This is a genomic window from Rhodococcus sp. BP-349, assembly GCF_019835845.1.
Lineage (GTDB): Bacteria > Actinomycetota > Actinomycetes > Mycobacteriales > Mycobacteriaceae > Rhodococcoides.
Window position 1 is genome coordinate 855,113 of record NZ_JABUDR010000003.1, and the last position, 25,756, is coordinate 880,868.

General features: G+C 69.4%; 26 protein-coding genes. 14 read left to right on the forward strand and 12 right to left on the reverse strand.

What is annotated here, in order from left to right:
* Nucleotides 1-125: 125 nt before the first annotated feature.
* From HQ325_RS20395 to HQ325_RS20410, 4 genes are all read left to right on the forward strand, one after another.
* Nucleotides 126-1,211: an S-(hydroxymethyl)mycothiol dehydrogenase gene (locus tag HQ325_RS20395; RefSeq protein WP_222632089.1), complete on the forward strand. Its 1,086-nt coding sequence runs from the start codon at nt 126-128 to the stop codon at nt 1,209-1,211.
* Nucleotides 1,208-1,861 (forward strand): MBL fold metallo-hydrolase, encoded by a 654-nt coding sequence (locus tag HQ325_RS20400; protein WP_222632091.1) that lies wholly within the window; start codon nt 1,208-1,210, stop codon nt 1,859-1,861. The genes HQ325_RS20395 and HQ325_RS20400 overlap by 4 nt, the downstream gene beginning before the upstream one ends.
* A gap of 125 nt (nt 1,862-1,986) precedes the next feature.
* Nucleotides 1,987-2,787, forward strand: coding sequence for a sensor domain-containing protein (locus HQ325_RS20405; RefSeq protein ID WP_261778565.1), 801 nt, complete (start codon nt 1,987-1,989; stop codon nt 2,785-2,787).
* A gap of 4 nt (nt 2,788-2,791) precedes the next feature.
* Nucleotides 2,792-3,478 (forward strand): trimeric intracellular cation channel family protein, encoded by a 687-nt coding sequence (locus HQ325_RS20410; RefSeq protein WP_222632093.1) that lies wholly within the window; start codon nt 2,792-2,794, stop codon nt 3,476-3,478.
* A gap of 1 nt (nt 3,479) precedes the next feature.
* Here HQ325_RS20410 and dtd read toward each other — a convergent pair whose 3' ends face one another.
* Nucleotides 3,480-3,911 carry a D-aminoacyl-tRNA deacylase gene (gene dtd, locus HQ325_RS20415; RefSeq protein WP_222632095.1) on the reverse strand — a complete coding sequence of 144 codons (432 nt, stop codon included), beginning with the start codon at nt 3,909-3,911 and terminating at the stop codon, nt 3,480-3,482.
* Nucleotides 3,912-4,058: 147 nt separating this feature from the next.
* On the opposite strand from dtd, the gene HQ325_RS20420 reads away from it, so the two are divergent.
* Nucleotides 4,059-5,129 carry a DUF4192 domain-containing protein gene (locus HQ325_RS20420; RefSeq protein ID WP_222632097.1) on the forward strand — a complete coding sequence of 357 codons (1,071 nt, stop codon included), beginning with the start codon at nt 4,059-4,061 and terminating at the stop codon, nt 5,127-5,129.
* 9 nt (nt 5,130-5,138) lie between these two features.
* Here HQ325_RS20420 and galE read toward each other — a convergent pair whose 3' ends face one another.
* Nucleotides 5,139-6,122 (reverse strand): UDP-glucose 4-epimerase GalE, encoded by a 984-nt coding sequence (galE, locus tag HQ325_RS20425; protein WP_222632099.1) that lies wholly within the window; start codon nt 6,120-6,122, stop codon nt 5,139-5,141.
* Nucleotides 6,123-6,187: 65 nt separating this feature from the next.
* Nucleotides 6,188-6,874, reverse strand: a complete 687-nt coding sequence (locus tag HQ325_RS20430) for a metal-dependent transcriptional regulator (RefSeq protein WP_027505168.1) — start codon at nt 6,872-6,874, stop codon at nt 6,188-6,190.
* A 162-nt stretch (nt 6,875-7,036) separates the two neighbouring features.
* Here HQ325_RS20430 and HQ325_RS20435 point away from each other — a divergent pair, with 162 nt between their 5' ends.
* Together HQ325_RS20435 and HQ325_RS20440 are read left to right on the forward strand one after the other, a co-directional pair.
* Nucleotides 7,037-8,302 carry an acetoin utilization protein AcuC gene (locus HQ325_RS20435; protein WP_222632101.1) on the forward strand — a complete coding sequence of 422 codons (1,266 nt, stop codon included), beginning with the start codon at nt 7,037-7,039 and terminating at the stop codon, nt 8,300-8,302.
* The gene (locus HQ325_RS20440; RefSeq protein ID WP_222632103.1) at nt 8,295-11,021 is read left to right on the forward strand and encodes a bifunctional GNAT family N-acetyltransferase/acetate--CoA ligase family protein; all 2,727 of its coding nucleotides are present in this window, start codon (nt 8,295-8,297) and stop codon (nt 11,019-11,021) included. Before HQ325_RS20435 ends, HQ325_RS20440 begins: the two co-directional genes overlap by 8 nt.
* A 79-nt stretch (nt 11,022-11,100) precedes the next feature.
* Here the strand turns inward: HQ325_RS20440 and HQ325_RS20445 are convergent, their stop codons facing one another.
* The 3 genes from HQ325_RS20445 to HQ325_RS20455 form a co-directional block, all read right to left on the reverse strand.
* Nucleotides 11,101-12,069, reverse strand: a complete 969-nt coding sequence (locus tag HQ325_RS20445; RefSeq protein WP_222632104.1) for a sigma-70 family RNA polymerase sigma factor — start codon at nt 12,067-12,069, stop codon at nt 11,101-11,103.
* A 147-nt stretch (nt 12,070-12,216) separates the two neighbouring features.
* Entirely contained in the window at nt 12,217-13,707 is a 1,491-nt protein-coding gene (locus HQ325_RS20450) for a class I SAM-dependent methyltransferase (protein ID WP_222632650.1), read from the reverse strand.
* Between the two features lie 87 nt (nt 13,708-13,794).
* A complete protein-coding gene (locus tag HQ325_RS20455; protein WP_222632105.1) occupies nt 13,795-14,196 on the reverse strand; it encodes a DUF3099 domain-containing protein in 402 nt (133 codons plus the stop codon).
* A 94-nt stretch (nt 14,197-14,290) separates the two neighbouring features.
* Between HQ325_RS20455 and HQ325_RS20460 the strand changes: the two genes are divergently transcribed.
* Complete coding sequence (locus tag HQ325_RS20460) at nt 14,291-14,527, forward strand: DUF3039 domain-containing protein (protein WP_027505173.1); 237 nt, start codon at nt 14,291-14,293, stop codon at nt 14,525-14,527.
* On the opposite strand, the gene HQ325_RS20465 is transcribed toward HQ325_RS20460, so the two are convergent.
* Entirely contained in the window at nt 14,500-15,606 is a 1,107-nt protein-coding gene (locus HQ325_RS20465) for a YihY/virulence factor BrkB family protein (RefSeq protein ID WP_222632106.1), read from the reverse strand. The two genes, HQ325_RS20460 and HQ325_RS20465, sit on opposite strands and share 28 nt — an antisense overlap.
* Nucleotides 15,607-15,828: 222 nt before the next feature.
* Here HQ325_RS20465 and HQ325_RS20470 point away from each other — a divergent pair, with 222 nt between their 5' ends.
* Nucleotides 15,829-17,592, forward strand: coding sequence for a DEAD/DEAH box helicase (locus tag HQ325_RS20470; RefSeq protein ID WP_222632107.1), 1,764 nt, complete (start codon nt 15,829-15,831; stop codon nt 17,590-17,592).
* Between the two features lie 113 nt (nt 17,593-17,705).
* Here the strand turns inward: HQ325_RS20470 and HQ325_RS20475 are convergent, their stop codons facing one another.
* A complete protein-coding gene (locus tag HQ325_RS20475) occupies nt 17,706-17,906 on the reverse strand; it encodes a hypothetical protein (protein ID WP_027505176.1) in 201 nt (66 codons plus the stop codon).
* A gap of 242 nt (nt 17,907-18,148) precedes the next feature.
* Between HQ325_RS20475 and HQ325_RS20480 the strand changes: the two genes are divergently transcribed.
* Together HQ325_RS20480 and HQ325_RS20485 are read left to right on the forward strand one after the other, a co-directional pair.
* A complete protein-coding gene (locus tag HQ325_RS20480) occupies nt 18,149-19,096 on the forward strand; it encodes a DMT family transporter (RefSeq protein ID WP_222632108.1) in 948 nt (315 codons plus the stop codon).
* Nucleotides 19,093-19,440 carry a DUF952 domain-containing protein gene (locus HQ325_RS20485; protein ID WP_222632110.1) on the forward strand — a complete coding sequence of 116 codons (348 nt, stop codon included), beginning with the start codon at nt 19,093-19,095 and terminating at the stop codon, nt 19,438-19,440. The genes HQ325_RS20480 and HQ325_RS20485 overlap by 4 nt, the downstream gene beginning before the upstream one ends.
* A gap of 12 nt (nt 19,441-19,452) precedes the next feature.
* On the opposite strand, the gene HQ325_RS20490 is transcribed toward HQ325_RS20485, so the two are convergent.
* Both HQ325_RS20490 and ppgK read right to left on the reverse strand, forming a co-directional pair.
* Nucleotides 19,453-20,829 (reverse strand): RNA polymerase sigma factor, encoded by a 1,377-nt coding sequence (locus HQ325_RS20490; RefSeq protein WP_222632112.1) that lies wholly within the window; start codon nt 20,827-20,829, stop codon nt 19,453-19,455.
* A gap of 247 nt (nt 20,830-21,076) precedes the next feature.
* Complete coding sequence (gene ppgK, locus HQ325_RS20495; protein WP_222632114.1) at nt 21,077-21,889, reverse strand: polyphosphate--glucose phosphotransferase; 813 nt, start codon at nt 21,887-21,889, stop codon at nt 21,077-21,079.
* Between the two features lie 146 nt (nt 21,890-22,035).
* On the opposite strand from ppgK, the gene HQ325_RS20500 reads away from it, so the two are divergent.
* Nucleotides 22,036-22,947, forward strand: a complete 912-nt coding sequence (locus HQ325_RS20500) for an inositol monophosphatase family protein (protein WP_222632652.1) — start codon at nt 22,036-22,038, stop codon at nt 22,945-22,947.
* A gap of 6 nt (nt 22,948-22,953) precedes the next feature.
* On the opposite strand, the gene cei is transcribed toward HQ325_RS20500, so the two are convergent.
* Nucleotides 22,954-23,634, reverse strand: coding sequence for an envelope integrity protein Cei (cei, locus tag HQ325_RS20505; protein ID WP_222632116.1), 681 nt, complete (start codon nt 23,632-23,634; stop codon nt 22,954-22,956).
* Nucleotides 23,635-24,281: 647 nt separating this feature from the next.
* On the opposite strand from cei, the gene HQ325_RS20510 reads away from it, so the two are divergent.
* On the forward strand, nt 24,282-24,584 hold the full coding sequence (locus HQ325_RS20510) for a DUF4193 domain-containing protein (RefSeq protein ID WP_222632119.1): 303 nt from the start codon (nt 24,282-24,284) through the stop codon (nt 24,582-24,584).
* A 16-nt stretch (nt 24,585-24,600) separates the two neighbouring features.
* Here HQ325_RS20510 and HQ325_RS20515 read toward each other — a convergent pair whose 3' ends face one another.
* Nucleotides 24,601-25,089 carry a DUF3093 domain-containing protein gene (locus HQ325_RS20515; protein WP_308014760.1) on the reverse strand — a complete coding sequence of 163 codons (489 nt, stop codon included), beginning with the start codon at nt 25,087-25,089 and terminating at the stop codon, nt 24,601-24,603.
* Between the two features lie 198 nt (nt 25,090-25,287).
* Between HQ325_RS20515 and dut the strand changes: the two genes are divergently transcribed.
* A complete protein-coding gene (gene dut / locus HQ325_RS20520) occupies nt 25,288-25,755 on the forward strand; it encodes a dUTP diphosphatase (RefSeq protein WP_308014758.1) in 468 nt (155 codons plus the stop codon).
* Nucleotide 25,756 lies beyond the last annotated feature (1 nt).

Below are 25,756 nucleotides of genomic sequence, written 5' to 3' on the forward strand. Positions count from 1 at the left end.
GGACATTCCCCGGCGGCGCGGTGACGAGGCGCATCGTCCGCTGATGCAGCAGTTCGCACCTGTGCATCGTTAGGGTGACGGTCAGGTTCGCAGCACTCGGCACTACCGACAGATGGAGGCAACACATGCCACAGCAGGTCCGCGGCGTCGTCGCCCGGAGCAAGGGTGCTCCGGTGTCCCTCGAGACGATCGTCATCCCCGATCCGGGCCCCAACGATGTGGTCGTGCGGGTGCAGGCCTGCGGCGTCTGCCACACCGACCTGCACTACCGCGAGGGTGGCATCAACGACGAGTTCCCGTTCCTGCTCGGCCACGAGGCGGCCGGCGTCGTGGAGACGGTCGGCGACGCGGTCACCCACGTCGAGGTCGGCGACTTCGTGGTGCTGAACTGGCGCGCCGTGTGCGGTCAGTGTCGTGCGTGCAAGCGCGGTGAGCCCTGGTACTGCTTCGACACGCACAACGCGTCGCAGAAGATGACGCTCGAGGACGGCACGGAACTCTCGCCCGCACTGGGAATCGGTGCCTTCGCCGACAAGACCCTCGTGCACGAGGGCCAGTGCACCAAGGTCGATCCCTCCGCCGACCCCGCCGTCGTCGGACTGCTCGGCTGCGGCGTCATGGCAGGCCTCGGTGCGGCGATGAACACCGGCAACGTCGGTCGCGGCGACTCGGTCGCGGTGATCGGCTGCGGTGGTGTCGGCGACGCCGCCATCGCCGGTGCCCGGCTGGCAGGAGCGGGCACGATCATCGCGGTGGACCGCGACAAGGGCAAGCTGGAGTGGGCGACGGGCCTCGGTGCCACGCACACCGTCGACGCCTCCGACGTGGACGCGGTCGAGGCCATCCAGGAGTTGACCGGCGGCTTCGGTGCCGACGTGGTGATCGACGCCGTCGGACGTCCCGAGACGTGGAAGCAGGCCTTCTACGCCCGTGACCTGGCCGGCACCGTCGTCCTGGTCGGCGTGCCGACGCCGGACATGACGCTCGAGATGCCGTTGATCGACTTCTTCAGTCGCGGCGGTTCGCTCAAGTCGTCGTGGTACGGCGACTGCCTTCCCGAGCGCGACTTCCCGATGCTGGTCGACCTGTACCAGCAGGGTCGCCTGCCGCTGGAGAAGTTCGTCACCGAGCGCATCGCGCTGGACGACGTCGAGGCGGCGTTCGACACCATGGCCAAGGGTCAGGTCCTGCGCTCGGTGGTGGTCCTGTGACCACGACCCCCGGCTCCCGGGTCGAGGGCTTCCGGGTCCAGAAGGTCGTCACCTCGGGCACGTTCGAGCTCGACGGCGGATCCTGGGCCGTCGACAACAACATCTGGATCGTCGGCGACGACTCCGAGGTGGTGATCGTCGACGCGGCGCACGACGCGGCCCCGATCATCGACGCGGTCGGTGGCCGAAAGGTCGTCGCCGTGGTGTGCACGCACGGACACAACGACCACGTGACGGTCGCGCCGCAGCTCGCGGAGCAGCTCGACGCACCGATTCTGTTGCACCCGGCCGATGATGTGCTCTGGGAACAGACGCACCCGGGACTGGCTCACCGAGATCTGGCGGACGGGGACCGGATCTCGGTCGCCGGCACCGAGATCGAGGTTCTGCACACGCCGGGTCACTCACCCGGGTCGAGTTGCCTGTACCTCCCCGAGGCCGGTCAGCTCTTCAGCGGCGACACGTTGTTCTCCGGCGGGCCCGGTGCGACCGGGCGGTCCTACTCGGACTTCCCGACGATCATCGGCAGCATCCGGGAACGACTGTTCGCCCTGTCACCGGAGACGGTGGTCAACACCGGACACGGGGACGGGACGTCCATCGGCGACGAATCACCCCATCTCGAGGAATGGATCGCACGCGGATCCTGAGCCGAGTGCCGGGTAACGAACCGGACACCCCTCGGTGTGGCCCGCGGGCGTGCGGGCACCGGTGTGGCAGCGTCGAGGCCACGCACGGTCACCGGACGCCCGGGGACCTCACCGACAGGGGAGACATGCAGACGCGAGCGACGAGTACCGGTGCCACCAGCAGAGTGTCCGCGGTGCGTGCCGGTGCGCTCGTCGCTCTCGCCGCCGCCGTGCTGGCGGGATGCGGCGGCTCCACGGTGAGCGGGACGCCGGAGGTCGGTGGTCCGCCGCCCTCCGCCGCTCCGTCGAGTGCACCCGGATCGTCGTCGACGACCCCGTCCAGCACTCCGTCCAGCACCTCGGCGAGTCCCGACGCGGCGGGATCGCTCTCGGCCCTGCTCCTCGATCCCAGTACCTTCACGGCGCCGTACCAGGCCGTGGTGCTGCCACCGCAGGCCGTGGCGCAGGCGGCACAGGACCTCGACGGCATCGCCGCCGACGCGTCCGTCGAACCGGCGGGATGCAAGCCGGAGGCCCGATCGTCCGATCCCGACTCGACGGCACTGCTCGTCGCGACCGATCCCGAGAACCGGGCCACGATCTCCATCGAGCTGTCGCGGGTGGACACGACGCTGGAGGATCGAAAGGCATTGTGGGAGCAGTGCTCCGAGGTCGAGGCCACCTCCTCCGGAGTGACGAGCCTGGTGACCACCGACATCGTCCCGCCGCCGCCCATCGGTGCCGACGACACCCTCGCGCTGCGTCGCACCGTCACCTCCGGTGGCCAGGCGGGCGAGGTCACCCAGTCCATGCTGTCGTTGCTCGCCCAGGTCGACGACGTCCGCGTCACGGCGACGTACATGTCCTTCGGGGAACTGACGCCGGACTCCGCCACGCTCGACCGCACGTTCACCGCCGCGGTGCAGAAGGTCAAGGCCGGGGGATAACCCCATGTCACTGGCCGTACCCGAGCTGTTCCGGGTCCTCGACCTCACGGGTGTCTTCGCCAATGCGCTGCTCGGCGGTGCCGTCGCGCGGGCCTTCCGCTTCGACCTGGTCGGGTTCTCGGTTCTCGCCATCGTGTCGGGGCTCGGCGGCGGCATCATCCGCGACACGCTGCTGCAGGCCGGGCCGCCCGTCGCGCTCACCGACTACCGCTACCTGACGGTGGCACTGATCGGTGCCGTCGTCGCGTTCGCCGTGCGTTTCGAGGGGCGTGGGTGGGACCGCGTCTTCCCGTACGTCGACGCGCTGGCACTGGGCTGTTGGGCCGCGGCGGGAGCCCAGAAGACCCTCGGCGTGGGACTCGGGTGGCTTCCGGCCATCGGGCTCGGCGCCGTCACCGCGGTGGGTGGCGGTGCGATCCGCGACGTCGCGGTGGGGCGCATTCCCACCATCTTCGGCGGCAACACGCTCTACGCGTCGTGCGCACTGATCGCGAGCGCCACCCTCGTGGTGGTGCAGGCTGCGGGGCAACCGACGATCGCTCTGATCGCCGCGACCGTGGTCGGCGCGGCACTGTGTCTCCTCGCGCGCCGTCGCGGGTGGATGCTGCCGGAGGAAGTGGTGTGGCGCCGTCCGCGCCGTCCGCGCCGTCCGCGCCGTCCGCGCCGTCCGCGACGCCGACGGGGCCGGTGAATCAGGGGCTGTCGACGAGGACGGTGACGGGCCCGTCGTTCACCGACTGCACCGCCATGTGTGCGCCGAACACGCCTGTCGCGACGGTGATACCGCGTGCGCGGAGCGAGGCCACCACTGCATCGACCAGCGGTTCCGCGATGTCGCCCGACGCCGCACCGTTCCACGACGGCCGACGACCCCTGCGCGTGTCCCCGTACAGCGTGAACTGGGACACGACCAGGACCTCGGCTGCCTCGGGATCGTCCGAGACCGATCGTTCGTCCGGAAGGATCCGCAGATCCGCGATCTTGCGGGCGATGTGCTCGACGTCCGCGGCGCCGTCCGACGGTGAGACCCCTACCAGGGCCAGGAGTCCGGCGCCGATACTCCCGACCACCACGCCGTCGACTCGAACGGTCGCTCCGCTCACTCGCTGAATCACTGCGCGCACTGTCACCTCCCCGTCATGTCGTCCTGTCCTGACGAGTGTGGCAGCCCCGCGAGCCTCCATCCCCGGGCGTGGGTCGATCCACAGGCGGATCCATCGGCCCAGGTCGGACCCGAACGAGGTGTCGGTTGCACGCGGACAGTCCTCCTCATGACTCGACGCCCGTACCCCGTTCCCCGCCACCGATCCCCGTCGTCCGCGACGGCGGACCATCCCGTCGTGACGTCGGTGGGTGACCTCATCGCCGCCGTTCCGGCTCTGCTCGGCTTCGTGCCGGAGCGGTCCATCGTGCTCATCTGCCTCAGCACCGGCAGCCCCACCGTCGTGGAGATGTGCATGCGGCAGGATCTCTCCGATCGGGTCGACTCTCCCGAGCTCGCCGACGTGATCGAGCGGTGCGGCGAGGTGTGCACGAGGGAGGGTCTGGACGCGGTCGTGGCCGTGCTGATCACCGGGTCGAAATTCACGGTGCCGTACGAGGTGGTGGCCGATGCCTTGCGGGACACGCTCGATCCACTCGGCGTCGACCTGTTCGGCGTGCATCACGTGTCCCACCTGGCAGTCGGTCAGCGCTGGCGCAGCCTGGGTGGTGATCCGCGGTGCGGCACGCTGCCCGACCCCGGCTCGTCGCAGGTCGCGGCGTCCCGCGTGATGGCGGGACGGCAGATCCGCACGTCCCGGTCGGAGATCGCGCTACTGCTGCAGCCCGTTCCGGAGTCCGAGTGCGAACGCTTCCGCAACAGCCGCCTGCGGGTCGAGCTGGAGGACGGGCCGATGAGTCACTCGGACCTGCTGGCGGACACGGTCGTCTTCCTCGAGGCACTGCACGCCTCCGACGAGCTCGACCACCTCACGGCGGCGCGCATCATGGTGGCGATCAGCACGATCGCGGTGCGGGACGGCCTTCTCGGACTGGCGACGACGGCGCTGGGCCCGACGGCCGAGGCGGTCTGGGTGGAACTGACTCGGCGGGTCAGCGGGCCGGACCGGGCACACCCCGCGACGATGCTGGGGGCATGGGCGTACCTGCGCGGAGACGGACCGCTCGCAGGGGTGGCGCTGCAGACGGCGTTGACCGCGGATCCGGAATACCACTTCGCGCAGCTGCTGGACACGGCGCTGCAGAACGGTGTGCGACCCACCGTGGTGCGTGAGCTCGTGCTGTCCGCGCGGTCACTGGCAGAGGATCTCGGGGTCGAGTTGCCGCCGGACGCGGTGTGAGGTCCGGGGTCACCGACGGGCGGAATGCGCCCTGTCGCCGAGGGACTGCAGGAACGCCCAGGCGTCCGCGACGATCACGTCCAGATCGGTGAGCTCGGGCTTCCAGCCGAGCTCGGCCATGGCCTTCTCGCTCGACGCGACGAGCACTGCCGGATCGCCGGCTCGCCGGGGCGCGTCCGTGACGGCGATGTCGATGCCGGTGACGCGGCGGCACGCGTCGATGACCTCGCGCACCGAAAACCCTTCGCCGCTACCCAGATTGAAGATCCGGTGTGTCCCGGGGACGCTCTGGGACAGGGCGCGCAGGTGCGCGTCCGCCAGGTCGTGAACGTGGATGTAGTCACGGACCGCCGTGCCGTCCGGGGTCGGCCAATCGGTGCCGAACACCGAGATGGATTCACGGTGGCCGAGCGCGACCTGCAGGACGAGAGGAATGAGGTGGGTCTCGACGACACGGTTCTCACCGAGACCGGCGTGTGCTCCGGCCACGTTGAAGTACCGGAGGCTGGTGGCCCCGAACCCGTGCGCTGCGGTGTATCCCGTGATCGCGTGGTCGATCGCGAGCTTGCTCGCCCCGTACGGATTGGTGGGCCGAGTGGGGAAGTCCTCCGTGATCGGGGTGCGCTCCGGCTCCCCGTACGTCGCGGCCGTCGAGGAGAACACGAGGCGCGGAACCTGGTGCTCGACGACCGCGTCGAGCAGTTCCAGCGCCGCACCGAGATTGCCGCGCCAGTACTTCTCCGGCTTCTCCACCGACTCGCCGACCAGAGACTGCGCCGCGAAATGGAGGACACCGTCGACCTTCTCGCGTCCGAGCACGGACGAGATGACCTCGGCGACGGGACCCTCGACGAACTCCGCACCCGAGGGCACCCCGTCGGCGTTGCCGGTGGACAGATCGTCGACCACGACGACGTCGTGATCGTTCTCCATCAGCACGGCCGCGCACACGCTGCCGACGTAGCCGGCGCCGCCGGTCACCACGAACTTCACTCGAACTCCGATTCCTGTGTCTTGGAACTCCTGTGTCTGGCAAACGCCGCGAGGGGTCCGAGCAGCTAGATGGTTCTGACCTGAACGGCGTGCGCCATCTCCTCGGACAGATCGACGTCGTCGTGGCCCGGCACGGTGATGGTGACCGCGCCCGGCGTGACGGACACGGTGACGCGTGCGTCCGGGACGACCCCGGCCTCGCGCAGGCGCGCGATCGTGTCGGGGTCGGACTGCACGTACTCCGCGAGGCGGCGCACCACCACGGCGGTGGGCGTTCCGGGCGCGATGTCGCTGAGGCGCACCAGATCCTCCGGCTGCTCGGTCGGCCGGGACGAACCCAGCAGTGCGAGACCGGGAATCGGGTTGCCGTACGGCGAGGTGGTCGGGTTGTCCAGCACCTCGACGAGGCGACGTTCGACCTCCTCGCTCATGACGTGCTCCCAGCGGCAGGCCTCGGCGTGCACGTCCTCCCAGCGCAGGCCGATCACGTCCACGAGCAGGCGCTCGGCGAGTCGGTGTTTGCGCATCACGGCGACCGCGAGCTCGCGGCCCTTCTCCGTCAGCTGCAGATGGCGGTCGCCCGCGACCAGGAGCAGCCCGTCGCGCTCCATCCGAGCCACGGTCTGGCTCACGGTCGGTCCGCTCTGCTCGAGGCGCTCTGCGATGCGGGCGCGCAGGGGAACGACCCCTTCTTCTTCCAAGTCGTAGATGGTCCGGAGATACATCTCGGTGGTGTCCACCAGATCCTTCACAATCACACCCTTCGTCGTTGTGGATTCTACCGGTACGGACGGTTCACCGGTGGGTCCAGGTGCGGCGTGGTGAGCCGCGGTGCGTCGGCCCTGCCACGACCCGTCGAGCACGTGTGCGCGAGTCGATCACGAACGCCGAATCGGACACGTAGGTTGAGGGCCATGACTCTGCAGTCGTCCTCGGCATCGCAGTCGCCTCCGGGGCAGCCCGCTCTGGTCTGGAGCGCGGACTACCTGAACTACCGGTGGAGCGACGACCACCCGATGAATCCCACCCGCCTCGCGTTGACCATGGATCTGGCGCAGGGGATCGGTCTGCTCGAGGGAACCGAGCTGCTGCCGCCGGAGGTCGCGTCGGACAGTGAGCTGCTGCGGGTGCACACACCGGGGTACGTCGAGGCGGTCAAGCGCGCGCCGCGTGACTTGCCGCTGGGTTCGCGGGCGTCCGAGGTGCTGCACGGTCTCGGATCCGAGGACAACCCGGTGTTCCCCGACATGCACGAGGCGAGCGCGGTGATCGCGGGTGGCACCCTGACTGCCGCTCGGGCCATCGCCTCGGGACGGTCGCGTCGCGCGGTGAGCATCGGCGGGGGCATGCACCACGCCATGGCGGACTGGGCGTCGGGCTTCTGCGTCTACAACGACGCGGCCATCGCCATCTCGTGGCTGCTCGACAACGGGTACGACCGCATTGCCTACATCGACGTGGACGCTCATCACGGGGACGGTGTCCAGGCGGCGTTCCTCGCCGATCCCCGGGTCATGACGGTCTCGGTGCACCAGCACCCGGCCACGCTGTGGCCCAACACCGGATGGTCCACCGAGGTGGGCGCCGACGCAGCGGAGGGCACCTCCGTCAACGTGCCGGTTCTGCCCGGCACGGGAGATCGGTTGTGGCTGCGAGCATTTCACGCGGTCGTGCCCGGAGCGGTGGCGGCGTTCAAGCCGCAGATCATCATCAGCCAGTGCGGCGTGGACAGTCATCGTGAGGATCCGCTCGCCGATCTCGGACTCACCGTGGACGGGCAGCGCGCCGCGTTCCGTGCGATGCGCGACCTCGCCGACCAGGTCTGCGAGGGTCGGTGGCTCGCGGTGGGTGGTGGTGGATACGGGTTGGTGCGGGTGGTGCCCCGTGCCTGGACCCATCTCATCGCCGCGGTGCTCGACCGCGATCTCGATCCGACGACGTCCATCCCGGACGAGTGGCACGAGAAGGTGCGGCTCGCCGCGCCGAGCATCGACCTGCCGTCCACGATGAGCGACGACGGCGACGTGGACTACCCGCCGTGGGACGGGCCGGGTGGTTCCCCGGAGTCGGGCGTCGAGCACGTCGATCGCGCCATTCAACGCATCGACACCGCCATCGTGGCCACCCGCCGCGCCGTCTACCCGCTGTGGGGACTCGACCCGGAGGATCCGCGTGACTGACGAGACACCCGCCACCGAGACACCCGCACCCGAGACACCGGCAGCGCAGGCGGATCCCAAGGAGCTCGAGAGGCAACGGGCCGAGAACTACCCGCGGCACTGGGCCGCAGACGTGCTCGCGTCCGACGGCCGTGTGGTGCACCTGCGGCCGATCGTGCCCGGTGACGCCGACGCCCTGGTCGAGTTCCACGGCAAGCTGTCCGAGCGGACGCGGTACCTGCGCTACTTCGGCCCGTACCCCACCATGCCCAAGCGCGACATCCTCAACTTCACGACGGTCGATCACACGTCGCGGGTGGCCCTCGTCGCGACGCTCGGCGACGAGATCATCGCCGTGGGCCGGTACGAGCGCCTGCCGCAGGGCGACGGCAACTCCGCCGAGGTGGCCTTCGTCGTCGCCGATGCGCACCAGGGTCGCGGACTCGGTCCGATCCTGCTCGAGCACCTGGCGGGGGCGGCCGCCGAGAACGGGGTACGCCGCTTCGTCGCCGAGGTCCTCGCGGAGAACCGCAACATGGTCACCGTGTTCAGGCAGGCCGGCTACCAGGTCAGCCGCAGCTTCGACGGCGGCGTGCTCAACCTGGACTTCGACATCGATCCCAGCGACGCGCTGGTCCAGGTGCGCAACTCCCGCGAGCGCGCGGCCGAGGCCCGCAGTGTCCGCAACGTGCTCGGCCCACGCTCCGTCGCCGTCATCGGGGCCTCGACGGACCCGGAGAAGGTGGGCAACGCGGTGCTGACCAATCTCCTGCGCGGGTCGTTCACCGGACCGGTCTATCCCGTGAACGCGGAACACACGTCGGTACGCGGAGTACGCGCGTACCCGACGGTGCGGGACATTCCCGACGAGGTGGATCTCGCGGTGGCCGCCGTGCCGGCGGACCAGATCGACGCGGTGCTCGACGACTGTCTCGCGAAGGGTGTGAAGGCGCTGGTGGTGGTCTCGTCCGGGTTCGGCGAGACGGGAGAGGACGGGCGCGCGAACGAACGGCGCCTGGTGCATTCCGCTCGTGCGCACGGCATGCGCCTGGTCGGACCCAATGCGCTCGGCGTCGCGAACCTCGATCCCGCGGTGTCGCTCAACGCCACGCTGGCGACGGACCTCCCGGGTCGCGGACGCGTGGGCTTCTTCTGCCAGTCGGGTGCCCTGGGCATCGCCATCCTGGCGCAGGCGTCGAAACGGCTCCTGGGCCTGTCGACGTTCGTCTCCGCCGGTAACCGGGCCGATCTGTCCGGCAACGACCTGCTGCAGTACTGGGACCAGGACGAGGCGACCGAGGTGGTCCTGCTCTACCTCGAGAGCTTCGGCAACGCCCGCAAGTTCTGGCGCATCGCGCGCCGGGTCGCGCGGTCCAAGCCGATCGTCGCGGTCAAGAGCGGGCGCGGGGCCGTGCCGCCGGCCCTGGCCACCGGCACCGACATCGACGACACGATCGTGCGTGCACTCTTCGAGCAGGCGGGGGTGATCCAGGTCGACTCGATCGCCGAACTGTTCGATTGCGCCATCCTGCTGGGTTATCAACCGCTGCCGGCAGGTCCGCGGGTCGCGGTGGTCGGCAACTCGACGGCGCTCGGTGTCCTCGCCGTCGACGCCGCGCGGGACAGCGGCATGACCGCGCCGGACCCGGTCGACGTGGGCGCGCAGGCCACGCCCGAGGAGTTCGCGGCCGCGGTCACCACGGCGCTGCGGTCGGACGACGTCGACACCGTCCTCGCGGTCTTCGTCCCTCCGGTCGCCGTCCGTGTCGCCTCCTACGCCGAGGCACTCGGCGCGGCGGTCCGCGGCGCCGACAAGCCGGTGCTGACGACCTTCCTCGCCGCCGAGGGTATTCCGGACGTGTTGGCGGTCCGCGGCGACGACGGAACGCCGATCCGCGGATCGGTGCCGTCGTATCCCGACCCGGCGCGGGCGGTCTACGCGCTGCAGAAGGCGTGGCGGTACGCCTCGTGGCTGAATCGTCCGGCCGACAGCGTGGTGCGGCCCGGCGGCGTCGACGCCGACGCGGCGCGCGCGCTGGTGGCCGGCTGGATGGCAGCAAGTCCGTCGGGCAGGTGGCTCTCCGACGTCGAGTCCGAGCAGTTGCTGCGGTGCTACGGCGTGGAGATCGCCGGCTTCCGCACGGTGACGGACGAGACCGAGGCGGTGGAGGCGGCACGCGAGTTGGGTGGCCCGGTCGCGGTGAAAGCCACCGGCGATCTGTGGCGACACCGCCCCGATCTGAGCGGTGTTCGTCTCGACGTCATGGGGCCGGACGCCGTGGCCCGCGCGTACCGGGATCTGTTCGAGGCATCGGGCACCCCGGTGATGCAGGTGCAGCGGATGGCCACCAAGGGAATCGGGTGCCTGGTGCGGGTCCAGGACGATCCGTCGTTCGGCTCGCTGGTGTCGTTCGGGTTGTCCGGCATCATGTCGGACCTGCTGGGAGACAGGGCGTACCGCGTCCTCCCACTCACCGAGAGGGAGGCGGCGGAGTTGATCGACGCGCCGCGTGCGGCGCCCATGCTGTCGGGGTACCGCACCGCGTCCCCGGTGAACAAGGGCGCGTTGGTCGACGTCGTCCTGCGGGTCTCCACGCTGGCGGACGATCTGTCCGAGGTGCGCGAGCTGGTGTGCGACCCGGTGCTCGTATCACCGAGCGGCGCCGAGACCACCGACGCACGGATCCGCATCGGACCCGAGCCCAGCCGCATCGATCTGGGCCCGCGGCGCCTGCGCTGAGCCCCTGAACAGCGACAGCCCCCGGAACGACGACAGGCCCCCGGCGAGAGCCGGGGGCCTGTCCTGGAGTGCGGAACGATCAGCTGGCGTAGGACCGCAGTCGCTCGGCGCGGTCGCCCTGACGCAGCTTGCCCATGACCTCACGCTCGATCTGGCGCACTCGCTCACGCGAGAGGCCGAACAGCTTGCCGATCTGGTCGAGGGTCCGCGGCTGACCGTCGTCGAGGCCGTAGCGCAACCGAATGACCTGCTGCTCACGCTCGTCGAGCGTGGCGAGCACGCTGCGCACGTCGGTGTGCAGCAGACCGGCGATCACGGCGTTCTCGGCGGACGTGGCCTCCGAGTCCTCGATGAAGTCGCCCAGCGGTGCCTCCTCGTCGCTGCCGACCGGCATGTCGAGGGACACCGGGTCGCGGCTGTGATCGAGCAGGTCCGCAATCTTCTCGACCGGGATGCCGGACTCCTCGGCGAGCTCGTCGTCCGTGGCTTCGCGGCCGAGCTGCTGGTGCAGCTCACGCTTGATGCGCGCGAGCTTGTTCACCTGCTCCACCAGATGGACGGGGAGCCGGATGGTGCGGCTCTGGTCCGCCATGCCGCGTGTGATGGCCTGACGGATCCACCAGGTGGCGTACGTCGAGAACTTGAAGCCCTTGGCGTAGTCGAACTTCTCCATCGCGCGGATCAGACCCAGGTTGCCCTCCTGGATGAGGTCCAGCAGCGGCATCCCGCGGCCTGTGTAGCGCTTGGCGAGGGAGACGACGAGACGGAGGTTGGCCTCCAGGAGGTGTGCCCGAGCGGACCGACCCTCGCGGACGACGAGCGCGAGGTCACGCTTCTTGACGGGGGAGAGGCGCTTGCCGGTCGCGAGAACATGGGTCGCGTACAAGCCCACCTCGATCTTCTTCGCCAGATCGACTTCCTCCGCGGCCGTCAGCAGTGCGGTGCGGCCGATACCGTTGAGGTAGACGCGAACGAGGTCTGCTGCCGGGCTCTGTGCGTCGAGGTCGGCATCACTCGGTCGAGGGCGAATGGTGGTGGGGCTGGTCATGACGTGCCTCCTGATCGGTGGTGTCTCACTGGCTACAACGCCGGGACACGTCCGAAAAGTTCCCGAACCCCACCTCCGTCAAACACTCTGAGCTGCGCTTTCACCACCTGAGCCCTGAGAAGTTGCTGAGAGAAACGACTGCTCGGCTCAGGTGGGGATCACCAACCCGTGCACGACGAGCCCCGCGACCAATGCGACGACCGAGTCCGTCAGCTCTGCGGCGTCCACGTCTCGTGCGGCCGCGAGAAGCTCGGTGAGGTCGCCGACCGTCAGTCCGCCTGCGCGCATCCCGGCCAGGAGTGCCGCCCCGTCCGCGTCGATCTCGTGGGACCACGCGGGCCCGTCGCCCCGGTGGACCCGGCGCACGACCGTGGTCCACCCACCGTCCGGGTCGGGGGTGGCGACCTCCTCGAGCGCTGTGGTCGGCGCGACGACCAGGCGCTCGTCGAGCAGGTCGTGTGTGCGGAGCCAGTCCAGCCGGTCCAGGACGTCGAGTGCCTCGTCGCCGAGGGGATCCTCGTACCCGTGCATGAGGTCCTCGGCGAGGACGCTGGTGGGCCGGTCTGTCCGGCGGAGGTACACAAAGCCGAAGCCGACACCGATGACGCCGGCCGCGTCGAGATGATCGAGCCAGGCGGTAGCCGTCTCGTCGACGGCGGGGTCTCGCAGATCGAGTCCGCCGTCCCGCAGCCACGTGCCCACGTAGAGAGCGGGATCCGCGATGTCGCGCTGCACTATCCACGCGTCGACACCGTGGTCCGGCAGCCAGGAGGCGACCCGTGACCGCCAGTCCTCACCGTCCACGTGAACCCAGGAGGCGAGCAACGAGGCGGTCCCGCCGGGAGCGAGATGCTCTGGTGCCGCTCCCACGACGAGGCTGCTGGCACCGTCGAGGTCCAGGCCGGAATCGCGGTAGGAGTGGGAGACTCGGCCCGATCCGACGACGAAGGGCGGGTTGGCGACGATGCGATCGAAGGTCCGCCCCGCGACGGGTGCGAACCACGAGCCCGCGATCGTCTCGAAGTCCAGACCGTTGAGGGCAGCCGTCATGCGGGTGAGGGCGATGGCCCGATCACTGACGTCGGTGGCGGTGATCGACCGGGCGTACGGCGCCGCGTGGAGCGCCTGGATGCCGCAGCCGGTACCGAGATCCAGGACGGTGGGCGGACTCCCGTCGACACGGGTGGGTGTCCCGCGGACCAGCGACAGCGACGCGTGCCCGACGCCGAGCACGTGATCGGATCCGATACGGACGTCGCGCATGCTGCCGTCGATGTCGGACACCACCCACCGCGTGCCCGTGCCGAGATCGAGGGGGCGGATGTCGAGCAGACTGCGCACGGTGTCGCTGCCGGTCTCGAGGAGGCCGGCAGCGACCGCCCCGTCGAGTGTCGTCGGCGCGAGGGCGCTGGTCGCGGCGTCGATCGCCACGTCGTCGGAGAGCAGGAACAGTCGGACCAGCGTGCCGAGGGGACCGAGTTCTCCGCAGCGGCGACGCACCGGTGCGGGTTCGCCACGTCCCAACGCGGCATGCACCGACTCGCCCAGGGCCTCCAGGATCCCGTCCGCGGTGAAGTCCGCTCGGTCGAACGCGACCCGCAACGTGGACGCGAGGTCGACGAGGCGGTCCGCGTCCACCGGGACGGACGGGGGAGGCGAGGTGCGGTGGTTCGAGTCGGTCACCGCGTCAGTGTGTCAGCAGACCGATCTCGGGACGGACCCGTCTCAGGACGTGGCGCGCGGATTCGAGATCGCGCGGCGGTCGAGATCGGGTTCCTCGTCGAGGTTCACCACCGGGTGGCTGCGGGCCTCCAGCGCGGTGGAGTCGGTCGCCCGCCAGCCGTAGCGGCTGGGCTCGTCCGCAGTCCGCGGCGGTCGGTCGTTGGCTATCAGGACTGCCATCCACGGGAGAGGAATGGACACGCCGACGATGGCCATGGCGATCCACGGGTTCTGCCACGCGCCGTACGACAGCGCCGCGAGGACCAGCGCCGGGATACGGAAGGACATGATGAAGAGGTATTTGCGCACGCGCGCTCGGTGCTGTTCCTCGACCGACGTTCGTGCCTCGGTGATCAGTACGGCCTCGCGAACACTGTCGCGGGGTGAGGTGCCGTCTTGTGCCATGACTCCACTGTGTCACTACTGAACGAAGTGTGCAGTAATTGGAGGTGGTGAGATGTGCGACGCGCGCGTCGGGAACAACCGTCATAATCGATGCATGAGCACGCAGACCAAGGAACGTCCCGACGTCAGCACCGACGAGACCACCGATGACGACACACCCAAGTTCTTCCACTACGTGAAGAAGAATCGCATCGCCGAGAGCGCGGTGATGGGAACTCACGTCGTCGCACTGTGCGGCGAGGTCTTCCCCGTCACGAAGTCGGCCAAGCCGGGGTCGCCGGTGTGCCCCGACTGCAAGAAGGTCTATGACGGCTTGCGCAAGGGCGAGTGATCCCGCCGATCGCTCGGGGTCTGCCGCTTCTGCGGCGACTCGTCGCCGTCCCGATCCGACCGTGAGACGCGGATCGGGCCGGTGGCCAGTCGGCCGAGTGCACCCACCGTGCCGGCCCCCGGATCGGCCGCCTTCTCGGCAATCCACCCCTTGACCTGGTCCATGCGAGTGGCGCGCGCCGGCCAGAACTCCTGCACCGTGGCGTTGAACTCCGCCCCCAGCACCACCGCGAAACCCAGGAAGAACGTGAAGAGCAGGAAGGCGATCGGCGCCGCGAGCGCACCGTAGGTGTAGCCGGTTCCGGTGACCCAGGACAGGTACGTCCGCAGCACCGCACTCGCCAGCATGAAGAACACTCCGGCCAGCAGCGATCCGCCGAGCAGGCGGTGCCACGGCAGCGAGGTGTGCAGAGCCACCTTGTAGAGCGTCGTCAGGCCGACGATGAGCAGCAGTCCGACACCCGGGTAGTACGCGATGTCGATCACCTGCGAGCCGATCTCGAACCACGACGACGGCAGCACCTGACCGATGATGGTGGGCCCCAGCGCGACCAGGGGCAGGATGAACACCGCGACGATCAGGAACGCGACGTAGAGCAGCAGAGCGAAGATGCGCTGCCACACGGGATTGCGGGCGTCCTGCTGACCGTGCGCCTCGACGATGGAGTCGACGAAGGTCGAGATCGCCGACGAGCCGGCCCACAACGACAGCAGGAAGCCCACGGACACGACGGGACCGTGTCCGCTGTTGAGGATGTCCGTCAGCGTGGGGGCGATGATCTCGTCCACGACGTTGTCGCTGAAGAGGGTGGAGCTGAACGTGACGATCTTCGACTCGATGATGTCGAGGGTGTTCGGTCCGAACCAGCCCGCGATGTAGGTGAGACTGCCGAGAAGCGCCAGCACCAGTGGCGGCAACGACAGGGTCTGCCAGAAGGCGGCGGTGGCGGACTTGCCGAAGATGGAGTCGTCCCACGCCTTGTCGGCAGTCCGGGCGACGACGCGCCAGGCCGTTCTCAGCGGTCGGCCCGCGACCGGACCGGTCCCCGTCTCGGGTGTGTTGTCGGCGGGTGCGCTCATGATGACTCCAGCATGGCCCACCGGCGTCGCTCGGGCACGTCCGCGCCCGGTGTGTCGCTGCTGCGGGCACCGGCGGCGACGTGCGCATTGGTGGGCGCGCCGACGTCCGCGATAGTCTGATCGACGGATGTGCACGCGAGAAGACGAGCCGAACGGGAGTTTCATGCCACGGGTGGTTCGCATCCTGTCAGGTGGGCGTACGGCCCGGGACGAGGTCCTTTCATGACGGCCGAGATCGGTGAGAAGGTCGACAGCGCAGGAGGTCTCCCTGTGACAGGACCGGCCGGAGTCAGCCTGCCGCCGCTGCGTGCCTGGCAGCGGCGAGCGCTCACGAAATACCTGTCGGCGGGTCCGACCGACTTCCTGGCCGTCGCCACTCCGGGAGCCGGCAAGACCACGTTCGCGCTGCGCGTGGCCCTCGAGCTGCTGAGCGACCGCACCGTGGACCAGATCACGGTCGTCGCTCCCACCGAGCATCTCAAGCACCAGTGGGCGGAGGCGGCGGCGCGCGTCGGACTCGCGCTCGACTCCCGCTTCTCCAACAGCACCGGGCAGACCTCCAGCGACTTCCACGGCATCGTCGTCACGTACGCACAGGTGGCGTCGCACCCTTCCCGCCACCGAGTGCGGACCGAGAACCGCAAGACGCTCGTGATCCTCGACGAGATCCATCACGGCGGTGACGCCAAGAGCTGGGGCGAGGGCATCCGCGAGGCCTACGGCGACGCGACGCGTCGCCTGGCACTGACCGGAACGCCCTTCCGCAGCGACGACAGCCCCATCCCGTTCGTGAACTACGAACCGGACGACGAGGGCCTGCCCCGGTCGCGCCCGGACCACAGCTACGGCTATGCAGACGCGCTGGCGGACGGCGTGGTGCGCCCGGTCGTCTTCCTCGCGTACTCGGGCGAGGCGCGCTGGCGTAACAGTGCGGGCGAGGAGTTCGCCGCCCGTCTCGGGGAGCCGCTCAGCGCAGAGCAGACGGCGCGGGCCTGGCGCACCGCCCTCGACCCGTCGGGTGAGTGGGTCCCGTCGGTGCTCGCCGCGGCGAACACCCGCCTGCACCAACTCCGTCAGGGCGGCATTCCCGACGCGGGTGGCCTCGTCATCGCGTCGGACCAGACCACCGCGCGCGCCTACGCGGGAATTCTCGAGGCGGCGACGGGGGAGACCCCGACGCTCGTGCTGTCCGACGATCCCGGGTCCTCGGCCCGCATCGCCGAGTTCGGCGCGGGAACGTCGACCTGGATGGTGGCCGTGCGCATGGTGTCGGAGGGCGTGGACGTCCCGCGCCTCGCGGTCGGCGTCTACGCGACGAGCGCCTCCACACCGCTGTACTTCGCCCAGGCCGTCGGGCGCTTCGTGCGTTCTCGCCGCAAGGGTGAGACGGCGAGCGTGTTCCTGCCCTCGGTGCCGGTGCTCCTGGACCTGGCCAGCCAGCTCGAGGCGCAACGCGACCACGTCATCGGCAAGCCGCACCGGGAGAAGGACGGTCTCGACGACGACCTGCTGATCGACGCGAACCAGCAGAAGGACGAGCCCGGCGAGGAGGAGAAGGCGTTCACCTCGCTCGGTGCGGACGCCGAGCTCGACCAGGTGATCTTCGACGGCTCCTCCTTCGGCACCGCGACGTTCTCGGGCAGCGACGACGAGGCGGACTATCTCGGCCTGCCGGGCCTGCTGGACGGGGACCAGATGCGCGCGCTGTTGCGGAAACGGCAGGAGACGCAGCTGGCGCGCCCGGCGACGCCCACGGAGACTCCGGCTCCGGTCACCCTCCCGCCCGCCGGGCGGTCCGCGGACGCCGCGAAGCTGGCCGATCTACGCAAGGAGCTCAACGGCCTGGTGGCGATGCATCATCACCGCACCGGCAAGGCCCACGGCATCATCCACGGCGAACTCCGACGGAGCTGCGGTGGGCCGCCCACCGCGATCGCGACGGCGGAGCAGCTCACCGAGAGGATCTCGGCCCTGCGTTCGTGGTGATCGCACGACTGCCTCAGCCTCGCGCACGACGAAGGGCGACCACCGGATCGGTGGTCGCCCTTCGTGGTGTCAGGAGTCGAGTGCTGATGCTGTGGGACCGAGTGCCCCGGTCATCACGCCATGGCGTCGGAATCCGCGTCCGCGACGATGGTGGCGTTCATCTCGAGGAGACGCGCTTCGTGCTCGTTGGCGTGGTGACGGCAGAACAGCAGTTCTCCGCCGGTGGGGAGGACGGCACGCACCCGCGCTCCTGCTCCGCAACGATCACACCTGTCGGCAGCGGTGAGGGTGGTGTCGGTCAACAATTCGGGCATGACTCCTCCGTACTGACCGTGACTACCACGGTCCTGGGGTCGGTCCGCCACGTCGGTTCGACGCGGTTCGTTCACTCTTACAGACGTATGGGGTTCGTGCGTTGTTCCCACGCGGATGGCCGTGTGTTGTCACAGACACGAAACATGCTGGTGAACCACGTCCCTCCCGAGCATCGTTCGCTGTCGGCAGAACGCACCCGCCCCTGTGCGCCCGTGTCGCGACCGGTGGATACGGTTCGACCATGACGGATGTGGACGCGCGCGGCCTCGCGTCGGTGGGGCGTTCGTTCCCGCCGTGGTCGGTGCCGTTCGTCTTCGTGGTCGGAGCGCTCGCGCAGTATCTCGGTGCCGCCATCGGCGTCCATCTGTTCGACACCATCTCGCCGGCGGCCGTGGCGTGGCTGCGCGCGGCAGGCGCAGCGGCCGTTCTGCTGGCCTGGCGTCGTCCCTGGCGCACGCGATGGACGGCCCGCACCATCGCGGTGGCCGGTGGGTTCGGTGTCGTCACGGTGGGAATGAACCTGGCGTTCTACGAGGCGATCGCCCGCATCCCGTTGGGCACCGCCGTGGCGATCGAGTTCCTCGGTCCTGTCCTCGTCGCCGCACTCGGATCGCGGCGCGCTCGCGACGTGCTCGCACTCGTCCTGGTGGTCGCGGGAGTCGCGCTGGTGGCCGGAGCGCGATTCGACGTGGGCCTGGTCGGGGTCGGTTTCGCACTCCTCGCCGCCGGATTGTGGGCCGGCTACGTGGTGCTCGGGAAATCGGTCGCGACGGCGGGCGACGGGCTGGACTCCCTCGCCGTCGGCATGGCGGTGGCGTCGGTGATCCTCGCCCCGCTCGCGCTGACGCCCCAGGTCCTCGACGATCCGTCGGTGTTCGCCGCGCCGTCCACGTGGCTGCTGGGTGTCGGGGTGGGTGTGTTGTCGAGCGTGATCCCCTACGCGCTCGACCAGGTCGTCCTGCGCACGGTCGGACGGGCACGGTTCGCGTTGTTGCTCGCGCTGCTGCCCACCACGGCGACGGTGGTCGGCGTCGTGGTGCTGGGGCAGGTGCCCTCGATCGCCGAACTCGCGGGCATCCTGTGTGTGATCGTCGCCGTCGCGCTGGGCGGTGTGGAACGACGCGCACGACCGGCGCCGCCGGCCGACACGACGCGACTGCAGAACCCGATTCGAGAGGACGGCCGATGACCGAGATCCTGGTGCACATGTGCCCGGCGGCGGACTGGGAGGCGAGTGTGGCCGCGGGGGAGGTGGCACCCGCGTCGCTCGCCGAGCAGGGGTTCGTCCATCTGTCGACGCCGCAGCAGGTTCATCTGCCGGCCAACCGGCTGTTCGCCGGGCGCCGGGACATCGTGCTGCTGTCGTTGGACCCCACTCGGCTGAAGGACCGGCTGGAGTGGGAGCCGGGAGTACCCGGTGATCCGAGTTCGATGCTGTTCCCGCACCTCTACGGACCGGTCCCGCTCACCGCGGTGGTCCAGGTGAAGCCCTACCTGCCCGACGACGACGGGACGTTCGTCGCCGTCGGGTGAGGTACGGACTTCTCAGTCGAGGTAGTCGCGCAGAACCTGCGACCGGCTCGGGTGCCGCAGCTTCGACATGGTCTTCGACTCGATCTGTCGGATGCGCTCACGCGTGACCCCGTAGACCTGGCCGATCTCGTCGAGCGTGCGCGGCTGGCCGTCGGTGAGGCCGAAACGCAGCCGCACGACACCCGCCTCGCGCTCGGAGAGGGTCTCGAGAACCGACTGGAGCTGGTCCTGCAGGAGGGTGAACGACACCGCGTCGACGGCGACGACGGCCTCGGAGTCCTCGATGAAGTCGCCGAGCTGGCTGTCGCCCTCGTCGCCGATGGTCTGGTCGAGGGAGATCGGTTCGCGCGCGTACTGCTGGATCTCCAGCACCTTCTCGGGCGTGATGTCCATCTCCTTGGCGAGTTCCTCGGGAGTGGGCTCACGACCCAGATCCTGCAGGAGCTCACGCTGGATGCGTCCGAGCTTGTTGATGACCTCGACCATGTGCACCGGGATACGAATGGTGCGGGCCTGGTCCGCCATGGCGCGGGTGATGGCCTGACGGATCCACCACGTCGCGTACGTCGAGAACTTGTAGCCCTTGGTGTAGTCGAACTTCTCCACCGCGCGGATGAGACCGAGGTTGCCTTCCTGGATGAGGTCCAGGAACGCCATGCCGCGGCCCGTGTAGCGCTTGGCCAGTGAGACAACGAGGCGCAGGTTGGCCTCGAGCAGGTGGTTCTTCGCCCGGTTGCCGTCGCGGCAGATCCAGGTCATGTCGCGGCGCTGGGCCACGGGGAGCTTCTCGCCCTTCTCGGCGGACTCGGCCATGAGCTGGACGGCGTAGAGACCGGCCTCGATGCGCTTGGCGAGCTCGACCTCCTCCTCGGCGTTGAGGAGGGCGACCTTGCCGATCTGCTTGAGGTAGGCGCGGACGGAGTCGGCGGAGGCGGTGAGCTCGGCGTCCTTGCGGGCCTGTCGCAGCGCCTCGGACTCCTCCTCGTCCCACACGAAGTCGCCCGACGCCTTGTCCTCCGGCGTCGGCTCGGTGGTCGCGTCGTCCTCGACCTCGTCGCCCACGGCGACGACCTCGACGACGTCCGACTCGGCGGCGAGCTCGCCCTCGGGAACATCGATGTCCTCGATGTCGGCGGTGGGCTCGTCGTCGCCGGAGCCGGACGCAGGAGACGTCGCCTTCTTCACTGCTGTTTTCTTCGCTGCGGCCTTGCGCGGCGCGGCCTTCTTGGCTGCTGCCTTGCGCGGGGCCGCCTTCTTGGCCGGGGCCTTCGCGGGTGCGGTTCCGACGGCGCCGGAGGCGGTGCCGTCGGCCGACGCGGTGTCGACGGCCGGAGTGCTGTCGACTGCCGGCGCGGTGTCCGCGGTCTGACGAATATCGATGGCTGCCACGTACGCCCTTTCGTGACGGTGTCGTGCGGCGTCACGCCAGAGTGATGATCCGGCGGAGAGGTCTGTGGATTTCCCGGCGTGAAACCGGGGCGTGGACCATTGTAACGACCGCCGCGAGTGCACAGCGCCAACGCGCGGGAGGACGCCGAGGTTCCCGGCCCACCGGCAGTGCGGTGTGAGTCACATCGTGCATCAGCGGGCCGGTGCGGCGCAGGTCAGGAGGGGCGCAGGTACGCCTTCGGAGAGATCAGGGCGCCACACCGGACTGGGCGGCGAGGGCCGCGCCGACGATTCCGGCGGCGTTGCGCAGCGTCGCGGGCTGCACTGGGGTGCGGTTGGTGAGCAGCGGGATCCACTTCTCGGCCTTGCGGCTGATGCCGCCGCCGGCGATGAAGAGGTCCGGCCAGAACAGATCCTCGATGCGCTCGAGCACGCGCGAGACCTCTTTGGCCCACGCCTTGTACGACAGTCCGTTGTCGTCCTTGACCGACGACGCGGCACGGTGCTCGGCCTCCTTGCCGTCCACCTCCATGTGTCCGAGCTCCGTGTTGGGCAGGAGGACGCCGTTCTGCAGGATCGCGGATCCGATGCCGGTGCCGAAGGTCAGCAGGATGACGACGCCCTTGGAGTCCTTGCCACCGCCGAACTTGTCCTCCGCGATGCCCGCGGCGTCGGCGTCGTTCAGCACCGTCACCGAGCGACCGCCGAGATGGTCGCGGAACAACGCGGCCGCGTCGGTTCCGATCCAGCCCTTGTCGACGTTCGCGGCGGTCTGCGCCACGCCACCGGTCACGACACAGGGGAGGGTGATGCCCACGTCCCCGGTCCACTCGAAGTGGTCGACGATCGCCGCGACCGTCTCGGCCACCGCGGTGGGGGTCGAGGGCTGGGGGGTCTCGATCTTGTAGCGCTCACCGATCAGTTCACCGGTCGCGAGATCGACCACGCCACCCTTGACGCCACTGCCACCGACGTCGACACCGAAGCCTCGGCCCTCGGGGTGCGAGCCCGTCTTCCCGGCGATGGAGACCGGGCCGGGTTCGGTGTGGTCGTTCGTCATGGCAGAACCTCCTGGTGGCGTACTCCCGCGTCGGAGATCGGCGCGTTCGTGCGAGATCTGGTGCGCGCACGTCACCCTAGTTGCTGGTGGCGTTCCCGGTCGCGCGGCACCGCGGCGAGTGGCGCGCCGTACCGTTCCGACGCCCGATGTGTTCGGATAGCCGGGTGACTTCTCATGACGATCTGCCGCAGGACGACTCGACGAGCTCGCTCGACCCGGAGATGTTGCGCCGCATCGCCGTCGACGTCGCACGCGAGGCGGGACGTCACGTACGCCGGCGTCGGCCGGAGGTGTTCGGCGCGGGCGGTGCGGCGGTGGATGCCGTCCGGTCGAAGTCGACACCCACTGATCCGGTGACGGTGGTGGACACCGAGACCGAACACGTCATCCGGGATCTGCTGAGCCGGCTGCGCCCCGGCGACGCGGTGCTGGGTGAGGAGGGCGGCGGGGAGGACATCGCCCCGTCCGGGGTCCGGTGGATCCTCGATCCGATCGACGGCACCGTGAACTTCCTCTACGGCATCCCGGCCTACTCGGTCTCCGTGGCCGCGCAGATCGACGGCGCGTCGGTGGCAGGCGCCGTGGAGGACGTGGTGGGGGATCGCACCTATGCGGCGTCGCTCGGTGGCGGTGCGTGGTGCTCGGACGCGGGCGGAGACTGGGTGCGCCTGCGCGTCAACGACATCGACGACGTGGCACTCACGTTGGTGGCCACGGGATTCGGCTACGACGCGGCGCGTCGTCGCCGTCAGGGCGCGCTGATCGCGGCTCTGCTGCCCGAGGTGCGGGACGTTCGTCGCATCGGCTCGGCAGCACTGGATCTGTGCATGGTGGCGGCCGGGCGAGTCGACGCCCACTTCGAGCACGGGCTCAGCCCGTGGGACTGGGCGGCCGGGGCCCTCGTCGCGGCGGAGGCTGGTGCGCGGGTGGTGACCCCGTCGCCGCACTCCCGAAGCGACGACGGCGAGGTCACGATCGCCGTCGCGGGGGGTGTGGCCGACGGGTTCCTGTCCGTCCTCGACCGTCTGGGTGGCGTCGCCGCCATTCCGAAAGCGTGACCCGGGTCAGCAGTTGACGCGGTGCGCGGCGGCGAGCAGATCGACGTCGAGGTTGGGTGCCGCGGCGCCCGGAGCGACGTCCGCGAGCGAGCGGATGACCTCCTCGCCGTCGGTGTTCGGTTCCAGCGCACGGAAATTGGTGCCCAGCGCGAGGTCGACGGTGTCGTCCTCGCGGGTGTCCTGGACGAACTCGGCGCACGGTGCGACCAGTGCGACGGTGCCCGCGGCGGCCACTCCGGCCGCGCCGAAACGGATCTGCGCGATGCACTGCATGTTCTGGTCGACGTAGACGGGATCGTTGCCCACCTGTACGTCCGGTGCGCTGGCGAAGCCGAAATCACTGAGATTCGCGGCGATCTCGGCGGCCTGGCCGCCCTGTCCGTTCGCGTTGAACACGCGCACGCGGGTGGCGGACAACGGGGCGGGCTGGGTGTCCGTGACCACGTCGGCGTCCACGACGTCGCCCGGCTCGGCCGCAGCGGGAGCCGCGGGGTCGGATGCGGGCTGGGGGGCGTTGCAGGCGACGGCGTCGGTACCGGTCTCGGTCGTGGTCAGCACGTTGACCCACACGGCTGCACCGGCGAGCGCGAGCACGACGAGCACCACGAGGATCGGGAAGGCCCGACGCCGCGCGTACGGCCGCCCCTTGTCGTCGGTCGAGGAGCCGTGAGTGATGAGTGAGACCACGGGAGCGTGCCCTTCTGCTGATACGTGTCGCGTCTGCTGTTCGGTGTCGTGCAGACGTGTCACGGGCGGTGACTCGCTCACTGTAGTGGCCCGCGTCGGCATGTGATGCGCGACGCACGGCGTGCGGGAACGTCTGCGCTGTCGGCGGCGTTGGGCGGGATGAACAGGGAGGATGCGGTTCCCGGAGGAACCGTTCACGCCACGACACACCGCGGTGGGCAGGGTGTTTTCCACATCGGCTCGTCGTCGGCTATTGTCTGGCGGCCCGGCGGATCGAACTCACGGCCGGTCGGGCTCTTCGGGCCTGCACGCCCGCAGCGAGAGAATGTTTCCCGTCACGGGGATTCGGGCACAGTCGGCTCACCCGAACGCCGGCCGTCATCCGTCAGGACGACGGCTGCGAATAGGTGAGCGAGAAGGACGGAGATCCTCCCGGCGCAAGTCGGGAAGAAGTCCGACCGGATCGATGTTCTGCCACGAACAGCAGACGAGAAACACGAACGACCTGCATCGGGATCCGAGGGTGTGAGTCCGACAGAGGACGAGTTCGTCGAACAAGAAGCGGTCGACGTCTTGAACATCCCCCATGAAGGCGATCGAAGGAGACCGGGCACACCCGGTCTCGGCAGGAAGGTAAGGGGAACACCATGGCCACCGATTACGACGCACCACGCCGTACCGAGTCCGACGACGTGTCGGAGGACTCGCTCGAGGAACTGAAGGCACGCCGCAACGAGGCGCAGTCCGCCGTCGTCGACATCGACGAGACGGACACCGCGGAGTCCTTCGAACTGCCGGGCGCAGACCTGTCCGGTGAGGAACTGTCCGTGCGTGTCGTGCCGAAGCAGGCCGACGAGTTCACGTGCTCGAGCTGTTTCCTCGTGCATCACCGCTCGCGACTGTCCTCCGACAGCGGCGGCGTGCTGGTCTGCCGCGACTGCGCAGCCTGATCCGAGGAGGCCTCCGTCAGGAGGTCGGTGGCTGCGGAGTCAGAGCCGCAGCCACTGCATCCGGGTTGCGGGTGCTCACCAACCAGTACGGTGTCGGATCGTTCTCGTCGTCGAGGACGACCAACACCATCGGCTTGACCCACGAACGATGCTGCACGAAGGCGGAGGGGTCGAGCTGGCGTCCGAGGGCGGCACTCTTCGCCGTCCCCGGCACGACCGCCACCCGATCGATCACCGATGCGGGGAGCCGGGCCTTGCCGGCGTGCAGCATGCGCTCGCCGTTCTGCTCCGTCACCTCGACGCGCATCCGGCCGAGGTACGTGACCACCCAGATCGCGAAGGGCACCAACACCACGTACGGCAGCCAGGCCATCACGCCGGGTGATCCCATGTGCACCTCGGCCGACAGGATCGCCGCGACGCCGATCGCGGCCACCCAGTACCAGACGGGTACCCGAAGTCGTTCGCTGTAGAGGACGGTCTCACCCCCGGCGTCGTTCCCCACACCGGACGTCCGGGTGGCCTGATCTGCTGAGGTCTCTCTCGGAGCTGCGTCGGACACCTCTCCAGAGTAGAGGGTCGGACGGGCGGGAGGTCGGCGGTGCATCGACGAGTAATCTCGACCGGTGTGAGCGATCTGACGGCCGAGACGGCGACACGCACGACCCACGGAGACCAGGGATCGGCAGCGGCCGTCGAGACGGTGGCCGTCAGACGACTCGACCCGGACATCCCACTCCCCGTGCGTGCGCATGCCGGTGACGCGGGTGTGGATCTGTGTTCCACCGCCGACATCGTCATCGAGCCGGGCGAACGTGCCATGGTCGGTACCGGTATCGCCGTGGCGCTTCCCATCGGCACCGTCGGACTGATCCATCCCCGATCGGGCCTCGCCGCGCGAGCCGGACTGTCCGTGGTCAACACGCCGGGAACTGTCGACGCCGGCTATCGCGGCGAGATCACGGTCTGCCTCATCAACCACGATCCACGCACCCCCATCGAACTGCGGCGCGGGGACCGCATCGCCCAGCTGCTGGTGCAGCGGGTCGAACTGCCCGACTTCGTCGAGGTGGCCGAGCTGGACGACACCACTCGCGGTGTCGGCGGCTACGGCTCCAGCGGCGGACACGCGGTTCTGGATGCCGTCACCGCCAGCGAGAAGGAGAACTGAG

Excerpts from the sequence above, each read along its gene's own strand:
- HQ325_RS20410 (WP_222632093.1), top strand. The coding sequence starts at position 2,792 with ATGTCACTGGCCGTACCCGAGCTGTTCCGGGTCCTCGACCTCACGGGT.
- ppgK (WP_222632114.1), bottom strand. The coding sequence starts at position 21,889 with ATGACGAACGACCACACCGAACCCGGCCCGGTCTCCATCGCCGGGAAG.
- HQ325_RS20420 (WP_222632097.1), top strand. The coding sequence starts at position 4,059 with ATGACTCGACGCCCGTACCCCGTTCCCCGCCACCGATCCCCGTCGTCC.
- HQ325_RS20485 (WP_222632110.1), top strand. The coding sequence starts at position 19,093 with ATGACCGAGATCCTGGTGCACATGTGCCCGGCGGCGGACTGGGAGGCG.
- HQ325_RS20455 (WP_222632105.1), bottom strand. The coding sequence starts at position 14,196 with ATGGCACAAGACGGCACCTCACCCCGCGACAGTGTTCGCGAGGCCGTA.
- HQ325_RS20405 (WP_261778565.1), top strand. The coding sequence starts at position 1,987 with ATGCAGACGCGAGCGACGAGTACCGGTGCCACCAGCAGAGTGTCCGCG.
- HQ325_RS20475 (WP_027505176.1), bottom strand. The coding sequence starts at position 17,906 with ATGCCCGAATTGTTGACCGACACCACCCTCACCGCTGCCGACAGGTGT.
- HQ325_RS20435 (WP_222632101.1), top strand. The coding sequence starts at position 7,037 with ATGACTCTGCAGTCGTCCTCGGCATCGCAGTCGCCTCCGGGGCAGCCC.
- HQ325_RS20500 (WP_222632652.1), top strand. The coding sequence starts at position 22,036 with ATGTGTTCGGATAGCCGGGTGACTTCTCATGACGATCTGCCGCAGGAC.
- HQ325_RS20465 (WP_222632106.1), bottom strand. The coding sequence starts at position 15,606 with ATGAGCGCACCCGCCGACAACACACCCGAGACGGGGACCGGTCCGGTC.
- HQ325_RS20480 (WP_222632108.1), top strand. The coding sequence starts at position 18,149 with ATGACGGATGTGGACGCGCGCGGCCTCGCGTCGGTGGGGCGTTCGTTC.
- HQ325_RS20460 (WP_027505173.1), top strand. The coding sequence starts at position 14,291 with ATGAGCACGCAGACCAAGGAACGTCCCGACGTCAGCACCGACGAGACC.
- HQ325_RS20510 (WP_222632119.1), top strand. The coding sequence starts at position 24,282 with ATGGCCACCGATTACGACGCACCACGCCGTACCGAGTCCGACGACGTG.
- HQ325_RS20395 (WP_222632089.1), top strand. The coding sequence starts at position 126 with ATGCCACAGCAGGTCCGCGGCGTCGTCGCCCGGAGCAAGGGTGCTCCG.
- HQ325_RS20470 (WP_222632107.1), top strand. The coding sequence starts at position 15,829 with ATGACGGCCGAGATCGGTGAGAAGGTCGACAGCGCAGGAGGTCTCCCT.
- HQ325_RS20445 (WP_222632104.1), bottom strand. The coding sequence starts at position 12,069 with ATGACCAGCCCCACCACCATTCGCCCTCGACCGAGTGATGCCGACCTC.